General features: G+C 67.6%; 17 protein-coding genes. 7 read left to right on the forward strand and 10 right to left on the reverse strand.

What is annotated here, in order from left to right; all coding sequences use genetic code 11:
- Positions 1-203: 203 nt before the first annotated feature.
- Both WBA97_RS16915 and WBA97_RS16920 read left to right on the forward strand, forming a co-directional pair.
- On the forward strand, positions 204-821 hold the full coding sequence (locus WBA97_RS16915; protein WP_424231784.1) for a TetR/AcrR family transcriptional regulator: 618 nt from the start codon (positions 204-206) through the stop codon (positions 819-821).
- Positions 822-943: 122 nt separating this feature from the next.
- Positions 944-1,576, forward strand: coding sequence for a TetR/AcrR family transcriptional regulator (locus tag WBA97_RS16920; protein ID WP_424231785.1), 633 nt, complete (start codon positions 944-946; stop codon positions 1,574-1,576).
- A gap of 29 nt (positions 1,577-1,605) precedes the next feature.
- Here WBA97_RS16920 and WBA97_RS16925 read toward each other — a convergent pair whose 3' ends face one another.
- The gene (locus tag WBA97_RS16925; RefSeq protein WP_424231786.1) at positions 1,606-2,610 is read right to left on the reverse strand and encodes a terpene synthase family protein; all 1,005 of its coding nucleotides are present in this window, start codon (positions 2,608-2,610) and stop codon (positions 1,606-1,608) included.
- A 372-nt stretch (positions 2,611-2,982) separates the two neighbouring features.
- On the opposite strand from WBA97_RS16925, the gene WBA97_RS16930 reads away from it, so the two are divergent.
- Positions 2,983-4,128, forward strand: a complete 1,146-nt coding sequence (locus WBA97_RS16930; RefSeq protein ID WP_424231787.1) for a glycosyltransferase — start codon at positions 2,983-2,985, stop codon at positions 4,126-4,128.
- Positions 4,129-4,251: 123 nt separating this feature from the next.
- Here the strand turns inward: WBA97_RS16930 and WBA97_RS16935 are convergent, their stop codons facing one another.
- The 4 genes from WBA97_RS16935 to WBA97_RS16950 all read right to left on the reverse strand — a co-directional run bounded on the left by WBA97_RS16935 (position 4,252) and on the right by WBA97_RS16950 (position 7,289).
- Complete coding sequence (locus WBA97_RS16935) at positions 4,252-4,419, reverse strand: DUF397 domain-containing protein (protein WP_424231788.1); 168 nt, start codon at positions 4,417-4,419, stop codon at positions 4,252-4,254.
- A 124-nt stretch (positions 4,420-4,543) separates the two neighbouring features.
- A complete protein-coding gene (locus tag WBA97_RS16940) occupies positions 4,544-4,711 on the reverse strand; it encodes a DUF397 domain-containing protein (protein ID WP_424231789.1) in 168 nt (55 codons plus the stop codon).
- A complete protein-coding gene (locus WBA97_RS16945; RefSeq protein WP_424231790.1) occupies positions 4,711-5,529 on the reverse strand; it encodes a helix-turn-helix domain-containing protein in 819 nt (272 codons plus the stop codon). The genes WBA97_RS16940 and WBA97_RS16945 overlap by 1 nt, the downstream gene beginning before the upstream one ends.
- Positions 5,530-6,059: 530 nt before the next feature.
- Positions 6,060-7,289 (reverse strand): cytochrome P450, encoded by a 1,230-nt coding sequence (locus tag WBA97_RS16950; protein ID WP_424231791.1) that lies wholly within the window; start codon positions 7,287-7,289, stop codon positions 6,060-6,062.
- Between the two features lie 133 nt (positions 7,290-7,422).
- On the opposite strand from WBA97_RS16950, the gene WBA97_RS16955 reads away from it, so the two are divergent.
- Together WBA97_RS16955 and WBA97_RS16960 are read left to right on the forward strand one after the other, a co-directional pair.
- The gene (locus tag WBA97_RS16955; RefSeq protein WP_424231792.1) at positions 7,423-8,364 is read left to right on the forward strand and encodes an ATP-binding cassette domain-containing protein; all 942 of its coding nucleotides are present in this window, start codon (positions 7,423-7,425) and stop codon (positions 8,362-8,364) included.
- Positions 8,361-9,110 carry an ABC transporter permease gene (locus WBA97_RS16960; protein WP_424231793.1) on the forward strand — a complete coding sequence of 250 codons (750 nt, stop codon included), beginning with the start codon at positions 8,361-8,363 and terminating at the stop codon, positions 9,108-9,110. The genes WBA97_RS16955 and WBA97_RS16960 overlap by 4 nt, the downstream gene beginning before the upstream one ends.
- Here WBA97_RS16960 and WBA97_RS16965 read toward each other — a convergent pair.
- The 5 genes from WBA97_RS16965 to WBA97_RS16985 form a co-directional block, all read right to left on the reverse strand.
- Positions 9,094-12,225, reverse strand: a complete 3,132-nt coding sequence (locus WBA97_RS16965) for a BTAD domain-containing putative transcriptional regulator (RefSeq protein ID WP_424231794.1) — start codon at positions 12,223-12,225, stop codon at positions 9,094-9,096. The genes WBA97_RS16960 and WBA97_RS16965 overlap by 17 nt on opposite strands.
- 268 nt (positions 12,226-12,493) lie before the next feature.
- Positions 12,494-13,396: a tetratricopeptide repeat protein gene (locus tag WBA97_RS16970; RefSeq protein ID WP_424231795.1), complete on the reverse strand. Its 903-nt coding sequence runs from the start codon at positions 13,394-13,396 to the stop codon at positions 12,494-12,496.
- Positions 13,397-13,611: 215 nt separating this feature from the next.
- Positions 13,612-14,463, reverse strand: coding sequence for a helix-turn-helix domain-containing protein (locus WBA97_RS16975; RefSeq protein ID WP_424231796.1), 852 nt, complete (start codon positions 14,461-14,463; stop codon positions 13,612-13,614).
- Between the two features lie 8 nt (positions 14,464-14,471).
- Positions 14,472-14,984 carry a DUF6879 family protein gene (locus tag WBA97_RS16980; RefSeq protein ID WP_424231797.1) on the reverse strand — a complete coding sequence of 171 codons (513 nt, stop codon included), beginning with the start codon at positions 14,982-14,984 and terminating at the stop codon, positions 14,472-14,474.
- Positions 14,968-15,153, reverse strand: a complete 186-nt coding sequence (locus WBA97_RS16985) for a hypothetical protein (protein WP_424231798.1) — start codon at positions 15,151-15,153, stop codon at positions 14,968-14,970. Before WBA97_RS16985 ends, WBA97_RS16980 begins: the two co-directional genes overlap by 17 nt.
- Positions 15,154-15,385: 232 nt before the next feature.
- Here WBA97_RS16985 and WBA97_RS16990 point away from each other — a divergent pair, with 232 nt between their 5' ends.
- A complete protein-coding gene (locus tag WBA97_RS16990; protein ID WP_424231799.1) occupies positions 15,386-16,990 on the forward strand; it encodes an SLC13 family permease in 1,605 nt (534 codons plus the stop codon).
- A 158-nt stretch (positions 16,991-17,148) separates the two neighbouring features.
- Positions 17,149-17,545, forward strand: a 397-nt coding sequence (locus tag WBA97_RS16995; protein WP_424231800.1) for a hypothetical protein, incomplete at its 3' end; no start/stop codon positions are given.

A 17,545-nucleotide genomic window follows, 5' to 3' on the forward strand; every position in this document is an offset into this window, starting at 1 on the left:
CTAGACCCGCACGCGACGGCCGCATAGAAGCAAGAGGGCCTGTCAGTAAGCGAAGCGTGAAAAAGAATCGCTGTTGACGACGCGGTCGGCAACCACCTGGCAACGCACGGTGAAGTTGTTCGCGACGCAGCGCCATCAATCCTGGTCAGCGGGGTGAACTTGTTAGGCTGGCGGTGAGGTGACCCGGGAAGGCGGCTGGGAGCGTGGCAGGCAAGCGTCGACGGGGAAGGCCGCTTGGATCCGACGGCGCGAACACCCGCGAGGAGATCCTGCGGGTCGCTCGTCAGGTGTTCAGCGAGCTGGGCTACGAGCGCACCACGTTCCAGGAGATCGCGACCCGAGTGGGTGTCACGAGGCCCGCGGTCAACCACTACTTCCGCGACAAGGCCGCTCTGTACAGTGCGCTGTTCGATTCCGTACGCGACAGCGTAATGGGCGCCAGTGTCAACCAGGCGACCGCGCAGGAGACCCTGCCGGGGCGGCTGTCGGCGTACCTCGAGGCGGCCGTGCGGATCGACTCGCGGGACCGGTCGTTCGCGCGGTTCATTGCCGCCTCGGTGCTCGACGGGTACCGGCACGAGCACCTCCTCGGCAGCACGGGGGAACAGGTCGAGCAGGTTCGCGGGTTCGTGCGGCAGGCGTTGGGTGCCGCCGTCGAATCGGGTGAGATACGCGACGATATCGACATTCCGGCGGTCACCGAAATGCTGATCGCTGTTATGTGGGGAATAGCCTGGTATGCGGGATTCATCGGCACCCATGATCAGTTGGAGGAGGTCGTGGAACAATTCTCCCGGTTGATCGCCGGTATTCTGTGGTGAGTTTCCCGAGGTGGCGGCCCCAGGTCGAGGGCCGAGCGTAATTGACGTTGGCGTCAATTTTGACGGCTGGACGTCGATCGGCGTTGGTTTATAGTCACGGCGTGGTGAGGCCCAAGGTTCCGTTGATCTCGAGACGAAAGGTGCTGGAGGTCGCGCTCGAGATCGTCGACCGCGACGGGCTCGAAGCGCTGAGTATCCGGCGCCTCGCGGCCACGTTGGGTGTCAACGGTGCCTCGCTGTACCACCACTTCAGGAGCAAGGAGGACATCCTCGTCGGCGTGGCGGACGTGGTGCTGGCGGAGGTGCGCGGCGTCGAGGAACCCGGCGCGTCCTGGCGGGAGTGGCTGCCGGAGAACGCTCGCGCCATGCGCCGTGCCCTGCTCGCCCATCCCGCGTTGCTGCCGATTCTCGTCGCGTCGCGGTCACACGGATTCGGCGCGCACCTGCTCGACACCTCCGCTGCCCGGCTCATGTGCGAAGGTGTTCCGAGTGCCGTGGTGATGCCACTGCTCGACGCGCTCGCGGCGTTCGCCGTCAGCAGCGCTCTGCACGAGACCCTGAGCGGTGGTCCCGGCGAAGGCGCCGCCGAGGAGTACCCGGCGCTGGCGAAGGCCGTGGCCGAGCGCGGCCTGAGCGCGGACCAGATCTACGACCTCGTCATCGCGAGCATCCTGCAGGCCATCGACACCGCGGTCGAGCAGCAGCGCGCACGATGGATGTCCTCGATCCCGGTACCCGTCGACGAATCCCGGTAGCGCGGCGCACGCGCGTGGCCCGCACCAGGTCAGGCGCTCGCCGTCTGTGCGTAGCGGGCAGTCGTGGCCATCCAGTGCATCAGCCCGGAAGCCAGTGCACGCACGCCTTTTGCGTAGCGGGTCGCCGGATCCGGCAGGGCAGCCGCCGCGTCACACAGGAAGTCCAGGGTGAGCAGCTCGGCGTTGACCAGGTCGACGATCTTGGTCACCGCTGTGTCCTCGGTCAGGCCCTCGTGCGTCGTCAGCACCACCGCCAGGTTGGCGCCGGTGCCGTGGGCGGCTTCTCGCTGGTAGGAGAACAGGTCATTGGCCCACGTGCTCGCGTTGCTGAGCCGCAGCGCCAGGTCGGTGATCTCCACGCGGCTGGACACCTGCTCCGGCAGCCAGGCTCCGTTCGCCAGCTCGATGAGCGCGGCAGCGTAGAACATTCCGCCGTTGTAGTGGCGGGACGTCACGTACTGCGCCGTCGTCGGCACCGAACTCGCCGCCCGGTGCAGGCGCTCGTCCATGCTCGTTTCCAGATAGGCCAAATGGATCCGCGCTGTTCGGTCCAGCCAGTGGTCCGGTGCGACCGACTGGGTCTCTGTCCACAGCGAGTCCAGAAGTACCGCCAGCGGCTCGGCTGCCACGTCGGCCGGGGTGGCCTTGCCGGTGAGGATGTCGGTGATGAGCCCTACGACATGGGCGGCGTGTTCGTCCTGGTCGGGGCCCCAGATCTCGTCGAGAAAGTCATCCAGGCACGACATGTGCGTCAATAATCGGCCGGCCAGCCAGAGACCGGGATAGTCGGCGTCGGGCCACATCCGTGCGTGCTCTTCCGCACCCTGGAAGTTGAGGAACTGGCTGGTAAGGCGGTCGGCGTCCTCGTGGCCGGAGAAAAGATCCTGTTCGACGAACCACCGCTCGGTGTCGACGACGAGTTGGTCGAAGTGCGGGTTCACGCGGGCGGGGAACGGGCATCTGATCACGAGGTCCGAGTCCGGTGCCTGCTCGCCGAGCCAGTGCACCGCAGGAGTCCAGCGGGTTGCCTTCACAATGAGATCCCGTCCGTCGCCGGGCATCTGTCAAGACGCCCGATGCTCGATCGAAGTGGTCCAAAAGGCTTACGGGGCAGTATGTCCGTTCAGTCGACGGTCAACTTGATCACTTGACCCTAGCGGGCACCGGTGGAGTGGATCAAGCCGCAGTTGGACTGTCCACATAGGACTCAAGGGGTGGAGCGCCTGGCGACCGAGATCGCCATCGCAGAAGTCGAAGCCGAGGTCGGCCGGTGGGAGCAAACCGACCGGCCTCCCCGGACACCGACACGACCTCAGGGTTGGCGGACACCCCTCCGGCAGACCGAATGCCGCGATGTGATCTTGTTCGAGTTTCCACCTCGTTCGACGTGAGCTTGGAGATCCTGAATGCGCGTGCTCATGACGTGCCAGCCGTTCTACTCACACCTCGTGCCGGTGCTGGTACCAGCGGCGAAGGCGCTGCAACGCGCCGGGCACCAAGTGGCCGTCGCCACGGCGCCTGCCATGGCGCCCCACCTCGCCCGCGCCGGTATCGAGCACCTGCCGCTGCCGAACGTGCTGACCCTGACCGAACTGGTGGCCAATCCCGCGGCGGTGCCGGAGGGTGACGTGCGAGAGGCGTCCAGCGCGCTCACGATCGCCTTCGCGGGGTCGCTGGCCGGGGCCTTCGCGCGGGATGTCCTGAAAGCAGCCGAGTCCTGGCGGCCCGACGTGCTGGTACGGGAGTGCAAGGAGTTCGGCGGTTACCTCGCCGCCGAGAAGCTGGGGCTGCCGCAGGCGATCGTGGACACTTCTCCTTACTCGGCACTGAATCTGCCGATGGTGCGGGACGCACTGAACGGTCAGCGGGCCGAGTTCGGGCTGGACACCGTCGACGAGCCGGGGCACCCGGAGGGCTTCCTGCTCGCCGGGGTGGTGCCTGCCGCCTGGTACCCGGACGAGCTGCGGGTGTCCTCGGCCCGCTACTACCGGCCGGATCCCCTTCCGGGCCCGCTGGACGCGTCCCTGCTCGACCTTCCCGACGACCGGCCCCTGGTCGTCGCGGGGCTCGGCAGCGTAGCGCAGACCTTCGTGCCGGAGACGCCGAAAGTGCTGGAGATGATGATCACCGCGCTGGGCGATCTGCCGTGCACCGCGGTGGTCGCACTGGGCAGTGACCCCGGCGAGTGGGCCGGGTCGCGGCCCGGCAACGTGCGGCTCATGTCGTTCGTCCCGCAACCGCTGCTGCTGGAGTCCGCGGACCTTATCCTTACCCACGGCGGTTTCGGCAGCATCGCCGAGGCGATCCGCACCGGCACGCCGATGGTGCTCCTTCCGATGTTCTCCGACCAGTCACACAACGCGGCGCGCACCGCGCAACTTGGCCTCGGCGTCCAGCTCGACGTCGAGTCCGCCACCCCGGCTTCTCTCACCGAGAACTGCGCACGGGCGCTGCAGGGCCGCTACCGCCACCGGGCCGCGGCGATGTCCAGGCAGGCCCGCGCCTGCCCCGGCTTCGAGGTACTCGCCGAAGACGTGGCCGCACTGGCCTGAGGGGTCCTGACAGAGTCGTGCGATGTGTCGCCACGTGACCGGCAGCGCGTGGACGCCGAAAGGGTCGTCCGGCCCAACGCATAGAAGAAGGCCCCCAGTCGTTGCCGGGGGCCTTCTTCGTGTTCAGCGGTCGAATCGACCGGCCTTGACCTCGGTCATGAGGCGGTCCAGGCTCAGTCCCAGGGCCGGGCCGGTGGGGTGCTTGCTGTCGCGGAGAGCGGTCAGGTCGCTGCGCACTTCGACGCACTGACCGGCCGATTCGGACTTCGAAGACTTACGCCAAGTGATCATTAGCCCTCCATCAGTTCCCTGACCAGCTTACGGTTCCGTCAGGTGACCGGCAGCGCGTGGACGCCGTAGACGTGGCCCGCGCATAGAGAAGGCCCCCAGCCGTAGCCGGGGGCCTTCTTCGTGTTCAGCGGTCGAATCGACCGGCCTTGACCTCGGTCAACAGTCGGCCCAAGGCTAGTCCCAGGGCAGGACCCGTTGGGTGTTTGCTGTCTCGGAGAGCGGCCAGGTCGCTACGCACCTCAACGCACTGACCACCCGTGTCTGACCTCGAAGACTTACGCCAAGTGATCATTACCCCTCCATCAATTCCCTGATCAGCTTACGCGTTCCGTCCCTCGGAACGGCTACCCGGTCGAGCCGTTCCAGTACCTCCGTGTACCAGTCGGCCTCGTGGATGTAGGTCACGCCGGAGCCAAGCTCGACGTGGACCACGGGGGGAGTTTGAGGGAACCGCATCCAAAGCCAGGTATTCAGCAGCAAGACGCTGGTCTGGGTGTGTGGGATGATCCGAATCTGGGCAAGACCCAGCTCGTCGCATCGCAGCAGGTGCCCAAGCTGCGCCCGCCACACCTCCGGTCCACCCCATGGGGTCCGCACGGCCGACTCCGCGATGTACGTCGTGTATTCGATCCTGGTGAGGATCTGCTGGCGCTGTAGTCGTGCCATCCAGCGCCTGTCGACATCTTCGGGAGGAACGCCGTCCGCCGCCATGACCGCTGCGGCTGTTTCGCGGGTATGTAGCAACCCCGGCACGGCGGCGACAGCGACGTTGACCAGCCCGTTCGCCTCTGCCTCGTAGGCGGCGAGGGTGCCGACGTCGATCGGCACGCCCGAGATGGGGCGGTCCCACCATCCGCTCGACGACCCCTGGGCCAGTTCTTCGAGGATCTGGTCCCGCTCATCGGCGGGTAAATCCCACGCAGTGAGAAGCATCGCAAAGTCCTGGATGGTCACTGCGCGTAGGCCGCGTTCCGTTCGGCTGAGCTTCGAGCCGTGCCATCCGACTGAATCCGCCGCCTGTTTCAGGCCCAGGCCGAGACGCTGAGTACGTATCGCACGCAGTCGCATCCCTCTGAACCGGTCGCGTGCCTCTGGGTTCCGTTCGGACATCCCCGCCCTTTCCCTTTCCGCACCTCGGAACGCGAACCGCGTTCCGGGAACCGAGAGTACCGTCCGGAAAAGTCAAGGACAGTTGAGGGACAACGGGGAGGGCGGGGCGATGCACACAACCGAGGAAGCCGGTCACCCGAGACCTACCCTGCCGTTGACGTTCGATGACCTGTTGAGAGAGCTGCGTTATCGCCGCTGGACGCTCTTTCGGTGGGGTGACCCTAACGACCCAGCGTTGCTCGCGGGGGTTTTCCAGTGGCATGACGCCCATGTGGTTGACGTTCTGCTGCTCCGGCCCGACGGGTCGGCCACCGCGTATCGGGCACCGACGTATCACCCGGAGGACTTGTTCCGGCCGCCGTCGGTCTTGTGGGAGTACCACAACGGGGACGCGGTGTGGTGTCTCCGGGCGATCCTGACTCTGCCGCCGCCGTGGGCACCGGAGGCGCCGATGTCCATGTACGGCCCGCGCGGGCCATGCCGGATACCCGACGATCTGCCAGCGCCCACGGTGGTCCGCCCCCTCGGTATCAGCTGACTGAGCTTTCCGTCCAGGTGACCGGCAGCGCGTGGACGCCGTAGATGTTCATGTCGGTCCTGAGTTCCACCTCGCCTGCGGGGACAGCGAGCGCAAGGGTAGGGAAGCGGCGCAGCAGTCCCTCGAAACCGGCGCGCATCTCGATGCGGGCCAGTTGCTGGCCGAGGCACTGGTGGATGCCGTGGCCGAAGGACAGGTGCCCGCGGGCCTTGCGGTGGATGTCCAGGGTGTCGGGGTTGCCGAAGCGCTCCGGGTCGTGGTTGGCGGCCAGCAGCGAGACGATGACCGTCGATCCCGCCGGGATGGTTTCGCCGCCGAGTTCGATGTCCTCCGTGGCGTAGCGGAAGAAGATGTCGGCGATGGACAGGTAACGCAGCAGTTCCTCGACGGCGTCGGGCACCAGCTCCGGGTCGGCGCGCAGCTCGGCCAGCTGCGCAGGGTGTTCCAGGAGCGCGAAGGTGCCCAGCGCCAGCATGTTGGCGGTGGTCTCGTGGCCCGCGAGCAGCAGCAGGAACGCGACGCTGGTCAGCTCCTCGATGGTGAGGTCGTCCTGGCGGGCCAGGTCGGACAGGATGTCGTCGCCGGGGGCGGTGCGTTTGCTCGTGACCAGTTCGGACAGGTACGTGGTCAGCGCGCCGTACGCGGCCATCTTCTCCTCGAGCGACTGGTCCTTGACGAGGAACCTGGCGGAGTTGGCCTGGAAGGTCTCCCGGTCCGCGTAGGGGACGCCGAGCAGTTCGCAGATCACCAGTGACGGCACCGGCAGCGCGAACTCCTTCACCAGGTCTACCGGCGGGGTGAGGCGCGCCAGTTCGTCCAGTTGCCGCTCGACGACGTCGACGATGTGCTCTTCGAGCTGCTTCATGCGTTTCACGGTGAAGGCGCCGGTGAGCCTCTTCCGCAGCCGGGTGTGGTCCGGCGGGTCCATGGCGATGAACATGCCCGGGATCTGCGGGGACGGTTCGGTGGGCGTTGGCATGCCGGGGGTCTCGTACGGCATGTGGAGAACGCCGATGTCCTGGCGGGAGCTGAACCGGGTGTCGGCCATGAGCCCGCGGACCGCGTCGTAGCCGGTGACGAGCCAGCCCTCGTGACCGTCGGGGAAGACCATGGGGCTGACCGGGCGGGCCGCACGCAGCCGGGTGATCGCGCTGGGCGGGTCGAAGGGGCCCGCGTCGCGCTCCATGGGAAGGCCGTGCGGGATGGGAACCGTCTGAGTCATCGGTGTTCCTTCGTCGTGCGGTTGGTAGGACCACGATCGCCGACGGACCTGACACGCCACCGCCACGGCTCTGACACGGCCGGTGTCAGAGCCGTGGCGGGGCCGTGTCAGGCCGGGCGCCGATGGTGGTCACATGACAAGTTCAGCGATTGCGGTTTCAGGGCTGCGGAAGGCCTTCGGGGACAAGGTCGTGCTCGACGGCATCGATCTCGAGGTTGCTTCTGGCACGGTGTTCTCCCTGCTCGGCCCGAACGGCGCGGGCAAGACGACGACGGTGAACGTGCTGACCACGTTGATGAACGCCGACGGTGGGACGGTGCGCGTCGCCGGGCACGACATCGGCACCGAGGCCAGGGCGGTGCGGGCGGCAATCGGGGTCACCGGTCAGTTCGCGGCCGTGGACGAACTGCTGACGGGGCAGGAGAACCTGCGGCTGATGGTGGACCTCAGTCCGGTGCCCGCCAGCGACGGCAAGCGGATCGTCCAGGAGCTGCTGGCACGGTTCGACCTGGTCGAGTCGGCGCACAAGCCCGCGTCGACCTACTCCGGGGGGATGCGCAGGAAGCTGGATCTGGCGATGACGCTCGTCGGCAACCCGAGGATCATCTTCCTCGACGAGCCGACGACGGGGCTGGACCCGCGCAGCCGTCGCACGATGTGGTCGATCATCCGTGAGCTGGTGGCCGACGGCGTGACCATCTTCCTCACCACCCAGTACCTCGAGGAAGCCGACCAGCTCGCCGACCGGATCGCGGTGCTCGACAACGGCCGCCTGGTGGCGCAGGGCACGCCCGACGAGCTCAAGCGCCGGATCCCCGGGACGCACGTCCGGCTCCGGTTCACCACCCTCGCCGAGCTCGACGCGGCGGCACGGGTCCTCACCGGCTCCACCCGGGACGACGAGGCACTTGCCCTGCGGGTGCCCGGCGACGGCGGCACGAAGTCGTTGCGGGGCCTGCTGGACAGGCTCGACGAGTACTCGATCAGTGCCGAGGAGTTCTCCGTCCACACCCCCGATCTCGATGACGTCTTCCTCGCCCTGACGGGCCACGACACGGAGGTTCTGTCCGCATGAGCACCAAGTCCCACTCGCTGGTCATGTTGCGGCGCAACACCAAGCACATCGCGAGGAACCCGACCTCGGTGTTCAACGCGGTACTGATGCCGATCGTGATCATGCTGATGTTCGTCTACATGATGGGAGACGCGTTCGACGTCGGGGTCGACTACATCGACTACGCGACGCCAGGGCTGATGCTGCTGGCCGTCTGCTACGGGCTGGGAGCGGCCGCGACGTCGGTCAACTCCGACATGACCAAGGGCATCATCAACCGGTTCAAGGTCATGGACGTCTCCCGTGGCGCGGTGCTGACCGGTCACGTCGTCGCCAGTGTGCTGACCAACCTGGTCGCCATCGCGGCCCTCGTCGGGGTGGCCTTCCTGCTGGGCTTCAGCCCGGCGGCGGGTTTCCTCGACTGGCTCGGCGTGCTCGGCATGGTCGTGCTGCTCGGTTTCGCGACCGCCTGGTTCACCGTCGCGTTGGGACTGGCGGCGAAATCCCCGGAGACGGCGGGTCTCGCCTCCGTGCCGCTGATCATGCTGCCGTTCTTCAGCAGCGCGATCGTGCCGGCGGACAAGATGGGGCCGGGCCTGCGGCAGTTCGCGGAGTACCAGCCCTTCACACCGATCATCGAGACGATGCGCGGGTTGCTGCGCGGCACACCGGACACCGGTGACGCGGTCACCGCCATCGCCTGGTGTGCCGGGATCGCGCTCGTCGGGTACCTGTGGGCGCGTGCCACGTTCAAGAAGCGAGCGTGACCGCGACCAACTCGTCCCAGCTCGCGTCCGTACCCTCCCGAGCCGCCTCGGCGTACCCCGCGTCGCCGAGGCGGCTTCGCGCCGCCTGCTCGATCCGGGCCATGTCCGGGTTGGCCCGGTCCGCCAGTCCGCGCACGGCGGTGCTCGCCGCCAGCAACCGCGCGGCCTGCTCGGGCTGGTCGCGGCGCAGTGCCAGGTCCGCGACCCCGACGAGCACCTGCGCGATCATGGGCGCGTACCCCACCTCGCCGGCCGCCTCGCAGGCCGCGGCGAGGTACCGGGTCTCGTCGACCCCCTCGGCGAGGTAGGCGAGCAGCTCGTGTGTCTTGGCGCGGATGCCCGCCTGCTCAGCGTCGTCGCCCCACAGGGTTGTCGCGACGCCGAGTTGTCTGCGTGCCTCGTCGGTGTCGCCGCGCCACCTGGCGAGCTCCGCCTTCGAGAGCGCCAGCATGGCCAGCGCATCCGGCCAGGTGACCCGTTCCGCGAGCCGCTCGGCCTCGGCGATGGCGGCCGCGCCGGCGTCCTTGTCGCCCAGCAGCCAGTACAGCTGAGCCTGTCGCGACCGCATCCGGATGACATCGTCGATGGCACCGACTTCGGTGACGATCGCGACCGCCTGTTCGTAGTGCTCGCACGCGCGGGCGAACTCGCCGCGGGTCGCGATGCGGTCCGCCAGCTCGGTCAGGGCGAACGAGATCCCGAACCGCTCGCCGATCGCGCGGAAGTCGGCGAGCGCCGTCTCGAAGTACGCGTCCGCCTCCCGCCCGTCCTGGCCGAGCCCGATCCGCAGCTTGCCGATGTGCAGCCGGGCCAGCGCGCGTACCCAGGGATCCTCGCTGGAAAGCGATTCCTCCCAGGCGGACAGGGCCGCGTCCGGCTCCGCCAGCATGCGTTCCAGCGGGATGACCAACCCCAGCAACGGGTTGCGGAACCGGCTGCGCAGGCCGAACTCGTATGCCTTGTGGATCCACTCCGCCGCCTGGTGTTCGTCGCCGAGCCCGGCGCTCGCGAACGTCACGAGCAGGCCGTACACCCAGGCGCGGGTCCCGTCGGCCACCTCGCCCGGCACCTCGGCGGCCGAGGTGAGCAGCTCCATGCCCTCGGCCTTGTGCCCGGCGAGCCACCAGTACCAGCCAGCACCCGCCGCGAGCCGCATCGCCGCCTGCGCCTCACCGGCCGCGAGCGCGCCACGCATCGCGGAGCTGATGTTGTCGTGCTCGACCTTGAGTGTGGCGAGCCATGCCAGCTGTTCCGCGCGGCGAAGATGCGGGTCCGCGGTCTCGGCTAGCTCGGTGAAGTAGGCGAGATGCGCGTGCCGCGCCGCCGAGGACTCGCCTGCCTCCGCGAGGCGGTGCGCGGCGTACTCCTTGATCGTGCCGAGCATCCGGTAGCGCGGCGCGTTGTCACCTTCGGCGACCAGCAGCGACTTCTCGGTCAGCGCGGTGAGCAGCTCGAGCACCTGCTCCTGCTCGACCCCGTTCCCGGCACAGACCCGCTCGGCCGCGTCAAGGCTCGCCCCGCCCCAGAACACCGAGAGCCTGCACAGGACCGTCCGTTCCTCGTCGGTCAGCAGCTCCCAGCTCCAGTCGACCATCGCGCGCAGCGTCCGGTGCCGGGGCAACGCGGTGCGGCTACCGCCGGTCAGCAGCCGGAACCGGTCGTCGAGCCGGTTGGCGAGCTGATCGATGGACATGGTGCGCAACCTGGCCGCGGCCAGCTCGATCGCCAGCGGCATCCCGTCCAGCGCCCGGCAGATTCGCACCATCGTCGACAACGTGCCCGCGTCGAGGTCGAGATCCTTGCGCACCGCGCCCGCCCGGTCCCGCAGCAGCCGGACGGCGGGCGCGGACTCGATCTCGCCGGGAGTGGCGCCCGCCGGCAGTGCCAGCGGCGCGACCGGCCACAGCGTCTCACCGGTGATGCCGAGCGGTTCCCTGCTCGTCGCGAGGATCCGCAGCCGCCCGCACTCCCCGAGCACCCGATGGGCGAACGCCGCGGCCGCCTCGATCACGTGCTCGCAGTTGTCCAGGATCAGCAGCGTCTCCCGGTCGCGGATCGCGGCGACGAACCGGTCCGTCGGCTCCGCGTTCGGTGTCTCGCCGAGCAGGGCATCCCGGAGGCCGAGCCCGGCGAGCGAGGCCTGCGCGACGTCACCGTCCGCACCGATGGCCGCGAGTTCCACCAGCCATGCGCCGTCCGGCAGGTCGCCGAGCAGGGTGCGCGCGGTTTCCGTGGCCAGCCTGGTCTTCCCGGCGCCGCCCGGCCCGATCAGGGTGGTCAGCCGGTGGTCCGCGATGAGCTCGCGGACCGTGGCGACGTCGGCGTCCTTGCCGACGAAGCTGGTCAGCTCGGCACGCAGGTTGGTCTTCCTGTGCTCCTCCCGCCGTCCCAGCTCGCCCCGCATCAGCGCGACGTGCAACGCGGACAGTTCCGGTGACGGGTCGACGCCAAGCGTGTCGGCCAGTGCCTCTCTCGTGCGCTGGTACACGAGCAGCGCCTCGGTGTCGCGGCCGGTCGCGACGAGGGCACGCATCAGCGCGGAGACAAGCCGTTCCCGCATCGGGTGCGCGGCCACCAGGTCGGTCAGTTCCGTGACGAGCGTGGCGCCGTGACCAAGACCGATCTCGGCGTCGAACCGGTCCTCCATGACCGTCAGGCGCAGCGCCTCGAGCCGGGTGACCGCCGCGTCGAACGCCGCGCTCTCCTGCAGACCGACGTCCTGCAGGGCCGCGCCGCGCCACAGCGCGACGGCCTCGCGCAACAGCCGAACCCGCCGGGGATCCTCGTCGTCGCGGGCCTTGGCGACGAGCCGTTCGAACCGCACGGCGTCGACGGCGTCGGGTGCCACCCGGAGCCGGTAGCCGTCCTGCTGCCCTTCGACCAGGCCCTCCGGCAGCACCTTACGCAGGCGGGAAACCAAGCGCTGCAAGGCATTCGCCGCGTCGGAGGGCGGGTGCTCACCCCAGATCCAGTCGACGAGAGCCGACTTCGAGACCACGCGACCAGGTTCGAGCGCGAGGGCGATCAACAGCCCACGCAGCCGGGCGCCCGGCACGTCGGCGAACGTGTCGCCGTCCGTGCGGACCTCGAACGGTCCCAGCATCCCGATCTGCACCTGGCCGAGTTTGCCATGGGCGACCGGCAGGCCTTCGCGAGCGTCGTCGCAGGCCAGGGTGTCCGAGATGCGCTGATCCGCGGCGAGTCGCGGATCAGCGCACCCAGGTCGGTCAGTGCGGCGCGTTGGCGCGGCCCAAGCAGGTCCGATGGCACGGCGTTGGTCGCGTCCGTGCGCTTCCTGGTCGTGCTGGACCGGCCGGTCGGGGCGTTGCCGCCTGCCTGCCGAGGTGCGGCGGCCTGCCCGCCCATCGGCGGCGGGCAACTTCCTAGATCTTCGGGCGGGCCAGGTCCATGTAGTCCAGTTCCTCGTCGACGTCGAAGCCGAGTTCTTCTGCCCTGGCGAAGAAGGTGGCCGCGCGGGCCTCGTCGACGGGGAGGCCGCCGTCGCCGGTCAGGCACATGACGCCCGCGGTGAACGCGCTGTTCGGGTGCCCCGCGTCGGCGGCCTTCGCGTACCAGTCGAGTGCGATGGCCGGGTCCTTGTCGACGCCCTGGCCGGTCGCGTGGAAGACGCCGAGGTTTCCCATTGCCCGCACGCTGCCCAGCTCCGCGGCGCGGAACGTCCACCGCAGTGACTCGTCCTGGTCGCCGGGTACGCCACTGCCCGTCGCGTACAGCACGCTCATCTCGAACGCGGCGTCGGCGCTGCCCCGCTCGGCGGCCGCCAGGTGGAACCGCGCGGCGGCCTCCTGGTCGACGGGGTACCCGTAGCCCTGGAACCGCAGGTATCCGGACAGCAGCAGCACCGTCGGGTCGTCCGGGTGCGCGGCCAGCAGCTCGTCGAGCCGCCGGGCCGCGTCCGACTCGTGGTCGGCACTGCTGGCGAAGTAGGCGATCCTGACCCAGCTGAGCGCACCCGTGAGCGAGCCCGCCCGGTCGGCCTCCTGGTAGGCCGCGATGGACGCGGCGACGTCCCGCTCCGGGTAGGGCGCCCACGGTGCCGCGCCGTAAGCGAGCAGGCGGCCCAGCTCGAGCCACGCGTCCACCACGCCCGCCTGCCCCGCCCGTTCGAGCGCCGCGACGAGCAGCTCGGGTGCGTCCCCTGGCAGCAGCCCGATGAGGTGCTCACTGCGGACGAAGCTGTCCCGCAGCTCCCCAGCTGCGGCGAACAGGTCCGTGCCGCTCGCTTCGGGGTCGTTTCGCAGCCGGACCAGCGTCTCGTAGCTCATGGCGCGCATGTTTTCACACCCGGGTTGTGGGTCCGCGAAGACACGGGCCCGAACTGTTCTTCGGTGTCAAATGCATTCCGTCTTACGGCGTGGTGCCATGCGGCATCGCGCCAGTTGTTGTGTTGCACAATTTCGGTGGAGTCTTGTCCGGAATAGCTGCCCGAATTCTGGTCCGGGCTCGATATGCCGGATCATAGTCCCCCTTGGTTTCTGAGTTACTTGCTATCCCTGAATTCCGTGGCCAGTTCGGCCAGGAAATCCCGAGTCTCGTCGCCCCAGAAAGCGTGTGCAGCGAAAAAATCAAATAACGCACGATAGTGAGCAATGTCTTTGGGATCGCGCAGTACCAACTGGCCCGTAAAAAGCTCGATAGTTACCAGGCGGGCGTCGTAGGTCACGAAGGTGCGGTAAGCGCCGTCCGGGATATCTGCCGACAAGGGAAGTACGCCTATGTGCACATTCGGCATCTTCGATAGCGATATCAGCCGGTCGACTTGTGTCGCCATGACCGACGGTCCGCACAGCCGCCACCTAAGGGCGGACTCGGTAAGAAGGAATTCAAAACACTTGCTGTCATCGTGCAACACGGCCTGTCGACGGAGTTTGATTGCAATTGCCGGACCTGTATCTGCGGTGGCTGGTTCTACCGGAGTATTCATTGCCGCGTGCATGTACTCCGGCATCTGCAGAAGCCCGGCAATGAGGGCGGGTAGAAAATAGCAGATCCGGGTGGCGTTGTTTTCCAGAGATGCAAGCTCGCGCTGCCGATGGTGCAAGCCGCGACGCACTGATGCTCTCACGTCCTGATACTCGGCATTAGCTACGCGTGCCAGCGCTAGAAGCTCTTCACGCGTAACCTCGTCTACTCCCAGGCCGGTAAGGATCTGCTCCACATCCGTGACGGACGGCAATGAGCGGCCGGTTTCGATTCGGGATACTTTGCTTTGACTCATGCCACAGCGCCGGGCCAGGCGCTCGCCGGACAGGCCCGACGCATCCCGCAGGCTTCGGAGAGCGCTCGTCAAACTCTGGCGGTCGCGTCCGGCCTGCTTTGGGTCAAGTTTCATACAACAGACTATTTCAAGTCATAGGCAGAAAAGGGCTTGCTGTGCAATAGGGCCAGCTCCTTCCATGCGATATAAGTTGCGGGGTCGATATTTTCGAGCAGTTCCCGGCCAAGCTGTGTTCCGTCGGTGGAGTAATCCATCCTGACTACTGCCTCATTGTCGAACAGCCAATAATCGTGGTCGGGCAGTCGGACGTCCGGGTGGTTGGTGGTATCCATAATCCGTACGTCTTCGCCGGCTGCCACCGTGTACCGATATACCGAAAACTCATACCGCAGATAATCAGTCAACGGCCAACTGATCAGATGAACACGTCTGACAGTCCGGCCTGTTTTGCGAAAATGGCGGACCCGCGTCAGCCAAGCATCATCGTCAGGAATGTTCAGTTCCCCAGTTCGCAGAAATTTTTCGTACTCACCTTGTTCGCTTCCTACCCTATATGCGGGCAGGGTCTCCAGTCGGAAGGCCTCCTGGGTAAACGAGTCGAAAAACTCTCGCCACGCGTCACCATCCAAGCGCACGCGCGGCCTCCCTGAGCACGTTCGCCGGAATCTTGACGACAGCCTCATCGTCTGGAGTCTGCTTATCTACTACGTAGCCTTGTACAACAATGTCACCGGTGTCAGCTGTGAACACCGTGGGGCAGTCGTCGCGGCCACAGTCACCGCCAGCGATCATCGTCAGCTTCATGGCAACTCCCTGTTCTATGCGGTTACGTTACGTGACGCTGACAGCGTGGCCATGCGGCCGTCAAGCGCCATGCACGTACCCGCATAGACAGGGCATGCCACGTGAACAAGGCAGCCAGCCGCCGAGCCTTGCTCGCGGCGGCAGCGCGCTACAAGATCAGCATGCGAGAGGGGCTTGCGTCGCACGGTTGAATTGGGGTCTCGTGGATCAACGTCGATCCGTTGGAGGGCCCGTGTCGGACGAACAGACCAGTAACCGGACGGACGTGGACAAGGCGCTGCTTGGGCATGCGACCTATCGCAGCCTCGGCGAACAGCGGCTCACGCCGGCCGAGGAGAGATTCGAGAAGGCCAGGCGCACTACGGGCCTGTGGCTCGCGCCGCTGGTCACCGTCGTTTTCCTCGCGCTGCCACTGGACCTGCCCGGTGACCAGCAGACGCTCGCGGGTGTGCTGCTCGGCGTCATCGTCCTGTGGATCACCGAGGCGGTGCCGATCCCGATCGGCGGGCTGATCGGCACCGCGGTCGTCGTGGTACTGAACGTCGCGCCGGTCGACGACGTGCTCGGGCCGTTCGGCTCGTCGACGATCTTCACGTTCATCGGCGCGTTCATCCTCGCGCAGGCGATGCTCAAACACGGCCTCGCGCGGCGGTTCGCGTTCCGCATCCTCGCCCTGCCGAGGGTGGGGAGCTCGACCACCGGCGTGATCGTCGCGTTCGGCGTCATCACCTGTCTCCTCTCGGCGTTCGTGTCCAACACCGCGACCGTCGCCATGCTGTTGCCGACCGCGATCGGCATCCTCTCCGTGATCGCGAAACTGTTGCAGGAGAGGGGAATCGTCGCCGAGAACTTCGACCCGCTGCGGCTGAGGGTCGGTGCGGCGATCATGCTGATGCTGGCGTACGGCGCGAGCGTCGGCGGCCTGCTGACCCCGGTCGGCAGCCCGCCCAACCTGATCGGGCGCGCGCAGATCGAGGAGGCCACCGGCGAACGCATCTCCTTCGCGCAGTGGGTCGGTGCGGCGCTGCCGATCTGCCTGTTCATGTTCGTCGTGCTCGCGGTGGTCCTGCTCCTGCTCAACCGCCCGGAGATCCGGCGCATCGACGGGGTCGCGGACTACGTCGCGAGCGAACGCGAGGCCATGGGCCCGCTGTCCCGCGCGGAGAAGAACACGCTGGTCGCGTTCGGGATCACGGTCGCGCTGTGGATCACGCCCGGCATCGTGGCCCTGATAGCGGGCAACGACTCGGCGACCTACATCATGATCAGCGAGCGGCTCGACGAGGGCATCGTCGCGGTGCTCGGCGCGAGCCTGCTGTTCCTGCTGCCCACCGACTGGGCACAGCGCGAGTACACGCTGCGCTGGCGGGACGCCGCCCAGATCGACTGGGGCACCATCGTCCTGTTCGGCACCGGCATCATCTTCGGCTCGCTGCTGCGCTCCACCGGCCTCGCCGAGACGCTTGGCACCTCCGCGTCGGAGGCGCTCGGCCTCAGCACGGGCGTCACCATCACGATCTTCGCCGTGGTGCTCGCGGTCATCGTCTCGGAGACGACGAGCAACACGGCGTCCGCGTCGGTCGTCGTGCCGATCGTCATCTCCGTCGCCGCCGGGGCGGGGGTGGATCCGATCGTGCCTGCGCTGGCGGCGACGTTCGCGGCGTCGTTCGGGTTCATGCTGCCGGTCTCCACGCCGCAGAACGCGGTCGTGTACGGCTCCGGCGCCGTGTCGATCACGAACATGATCCGGTCGGGCATCTCGTTCGACGTGCTCGGCTCGGTGCTGATCCTGCTCGCGCTCCCGGTGATGGTCGCCGTGGTCGGGATCGGCGGCTGAGCACAGACCGGTTCAGGACACTGGCGGCGGCCGCCCTCTCCTCCGCACGCGGTGGAGAGGGCGACCGCCGCCGGCAGCGTGAGCCATCGGCCCGCCTGCTGGGGATCCCCGGGATCGGTGTGGTTTCCTTTGCGATACCTACATCTCTGGGGGAAGTCATGGACACACCAGAAAGACCCTCGGCGCCCGACCAGGCGCCGGTCGACGAGCCGATCGAACTCGACCAGCTTGTCGCGATCGTCCCCGATGTCCCGTACGAACCGGCCGTCGAGCCGTTCACCTACGCCCAGCCAGAGCCGCCCAAGCCCGCGGGGCCGCCGAAGTCGGTCTCCGGCGCCGCCCTCCTGAACCTCACCGGTCTCGGCCTCGGCTACGCGTACCTGCGCAACCGTGTGCTCCTGATCGGCACGCTCGTGGTCACGGCCGGCATGATCACCGTCGCGTTCCTGACCGACGCCGCCACCCAGCCCGGCTTGTGGCGCGCCGCCGCGCTCGCCTGGCTGGTGCTCCCCGCCGCGCACGCCGCGTTCCTCGCGAGCCGCCGCGCACCCGGCC

Origin of the sequence: Actinophytocola sp. (assembly GCF_049647105.1) — a bacterium.
Classification (GTDB): domain Bacteria; phylum Actinomycetota; class Actinomycetes; order Mycobacteriales; family Pseudonocardiaceae; genus Actinophytocola.

Bases quoted from the DNA above. Each gene is read 5' to 3' on its own strand.
- WBA97_RS16940 (WP_424231789.1), bottom strand. From the start codon at position 4,711: ATGATCACTTGGCGTAAGTCTTCGAGGTCAGACACGGGTGGTCAGTGC.
- WBA97_RS16935 (WP_424231788.1), bottom strand. From the start codon at position 4,419: ATGATCACTTGGCGTAAGTCTTCGAAGTCCGAATCGGCCGGTCAGTGC.
- WBA97_RS16970 (WP_424231795.1), bottom strand. From the start codon at position 13,396: ATGAGCTACGAGACGCTGGTCCGGCTGCGAAACGACCCCGAAGCGAGC.
- WBA97_RS16945 (WP_424231790.1), bottom strand. From the start codon at position 5,529: ATGTCCGAACGGAACCCAGAGGCACGCGACCGGTTCAGAGGGATGCGA.
- WBA97_RS16975 (WP_424231796.1), bottom strand. From the start codon at position 14,463: ATGAAACTTGACCCAAAGCAGGCCGGACGCGACCGCCAGAGTTTGACG.
- WBA97_RS16950 (WP_424231791.1), bottom strand. From the start codon at position 7,289: ATGACTCAGACGGTTCCCATCCCGCACGGCCTTCCCATGGAGCGCGAC.
- WBA97_RS16930 (WP_424231787.1), top strand. From the start codon at position 2,983: ATGCGCGTGCTCATGACGTGCCAGCCGTTCTACTCACACCTCGTGCCG.
- WBA97_RS16985 (WP_424231798.1), bottom strand. From the start codon at position 15,153: ATGAAGCTGACGATGATCGCTGGCGGTGACTGTGGCCGCGACGACTGC.
- WBA97_RS16955 (WP_424231792.1), top strand. From the start codon at position 7,423: ATGACAAGTTCAGCGATTGCGGTTTCAGGGCTGCGGAAGGCCTTCGGG.
- WBA97_RS16960 (WP_424231793.1), top strand. From the start codon at position 8,361: ATGAGCACCAAGTCCCACTCGCTGGTCATGTTGCGGCGCAACACCAAG.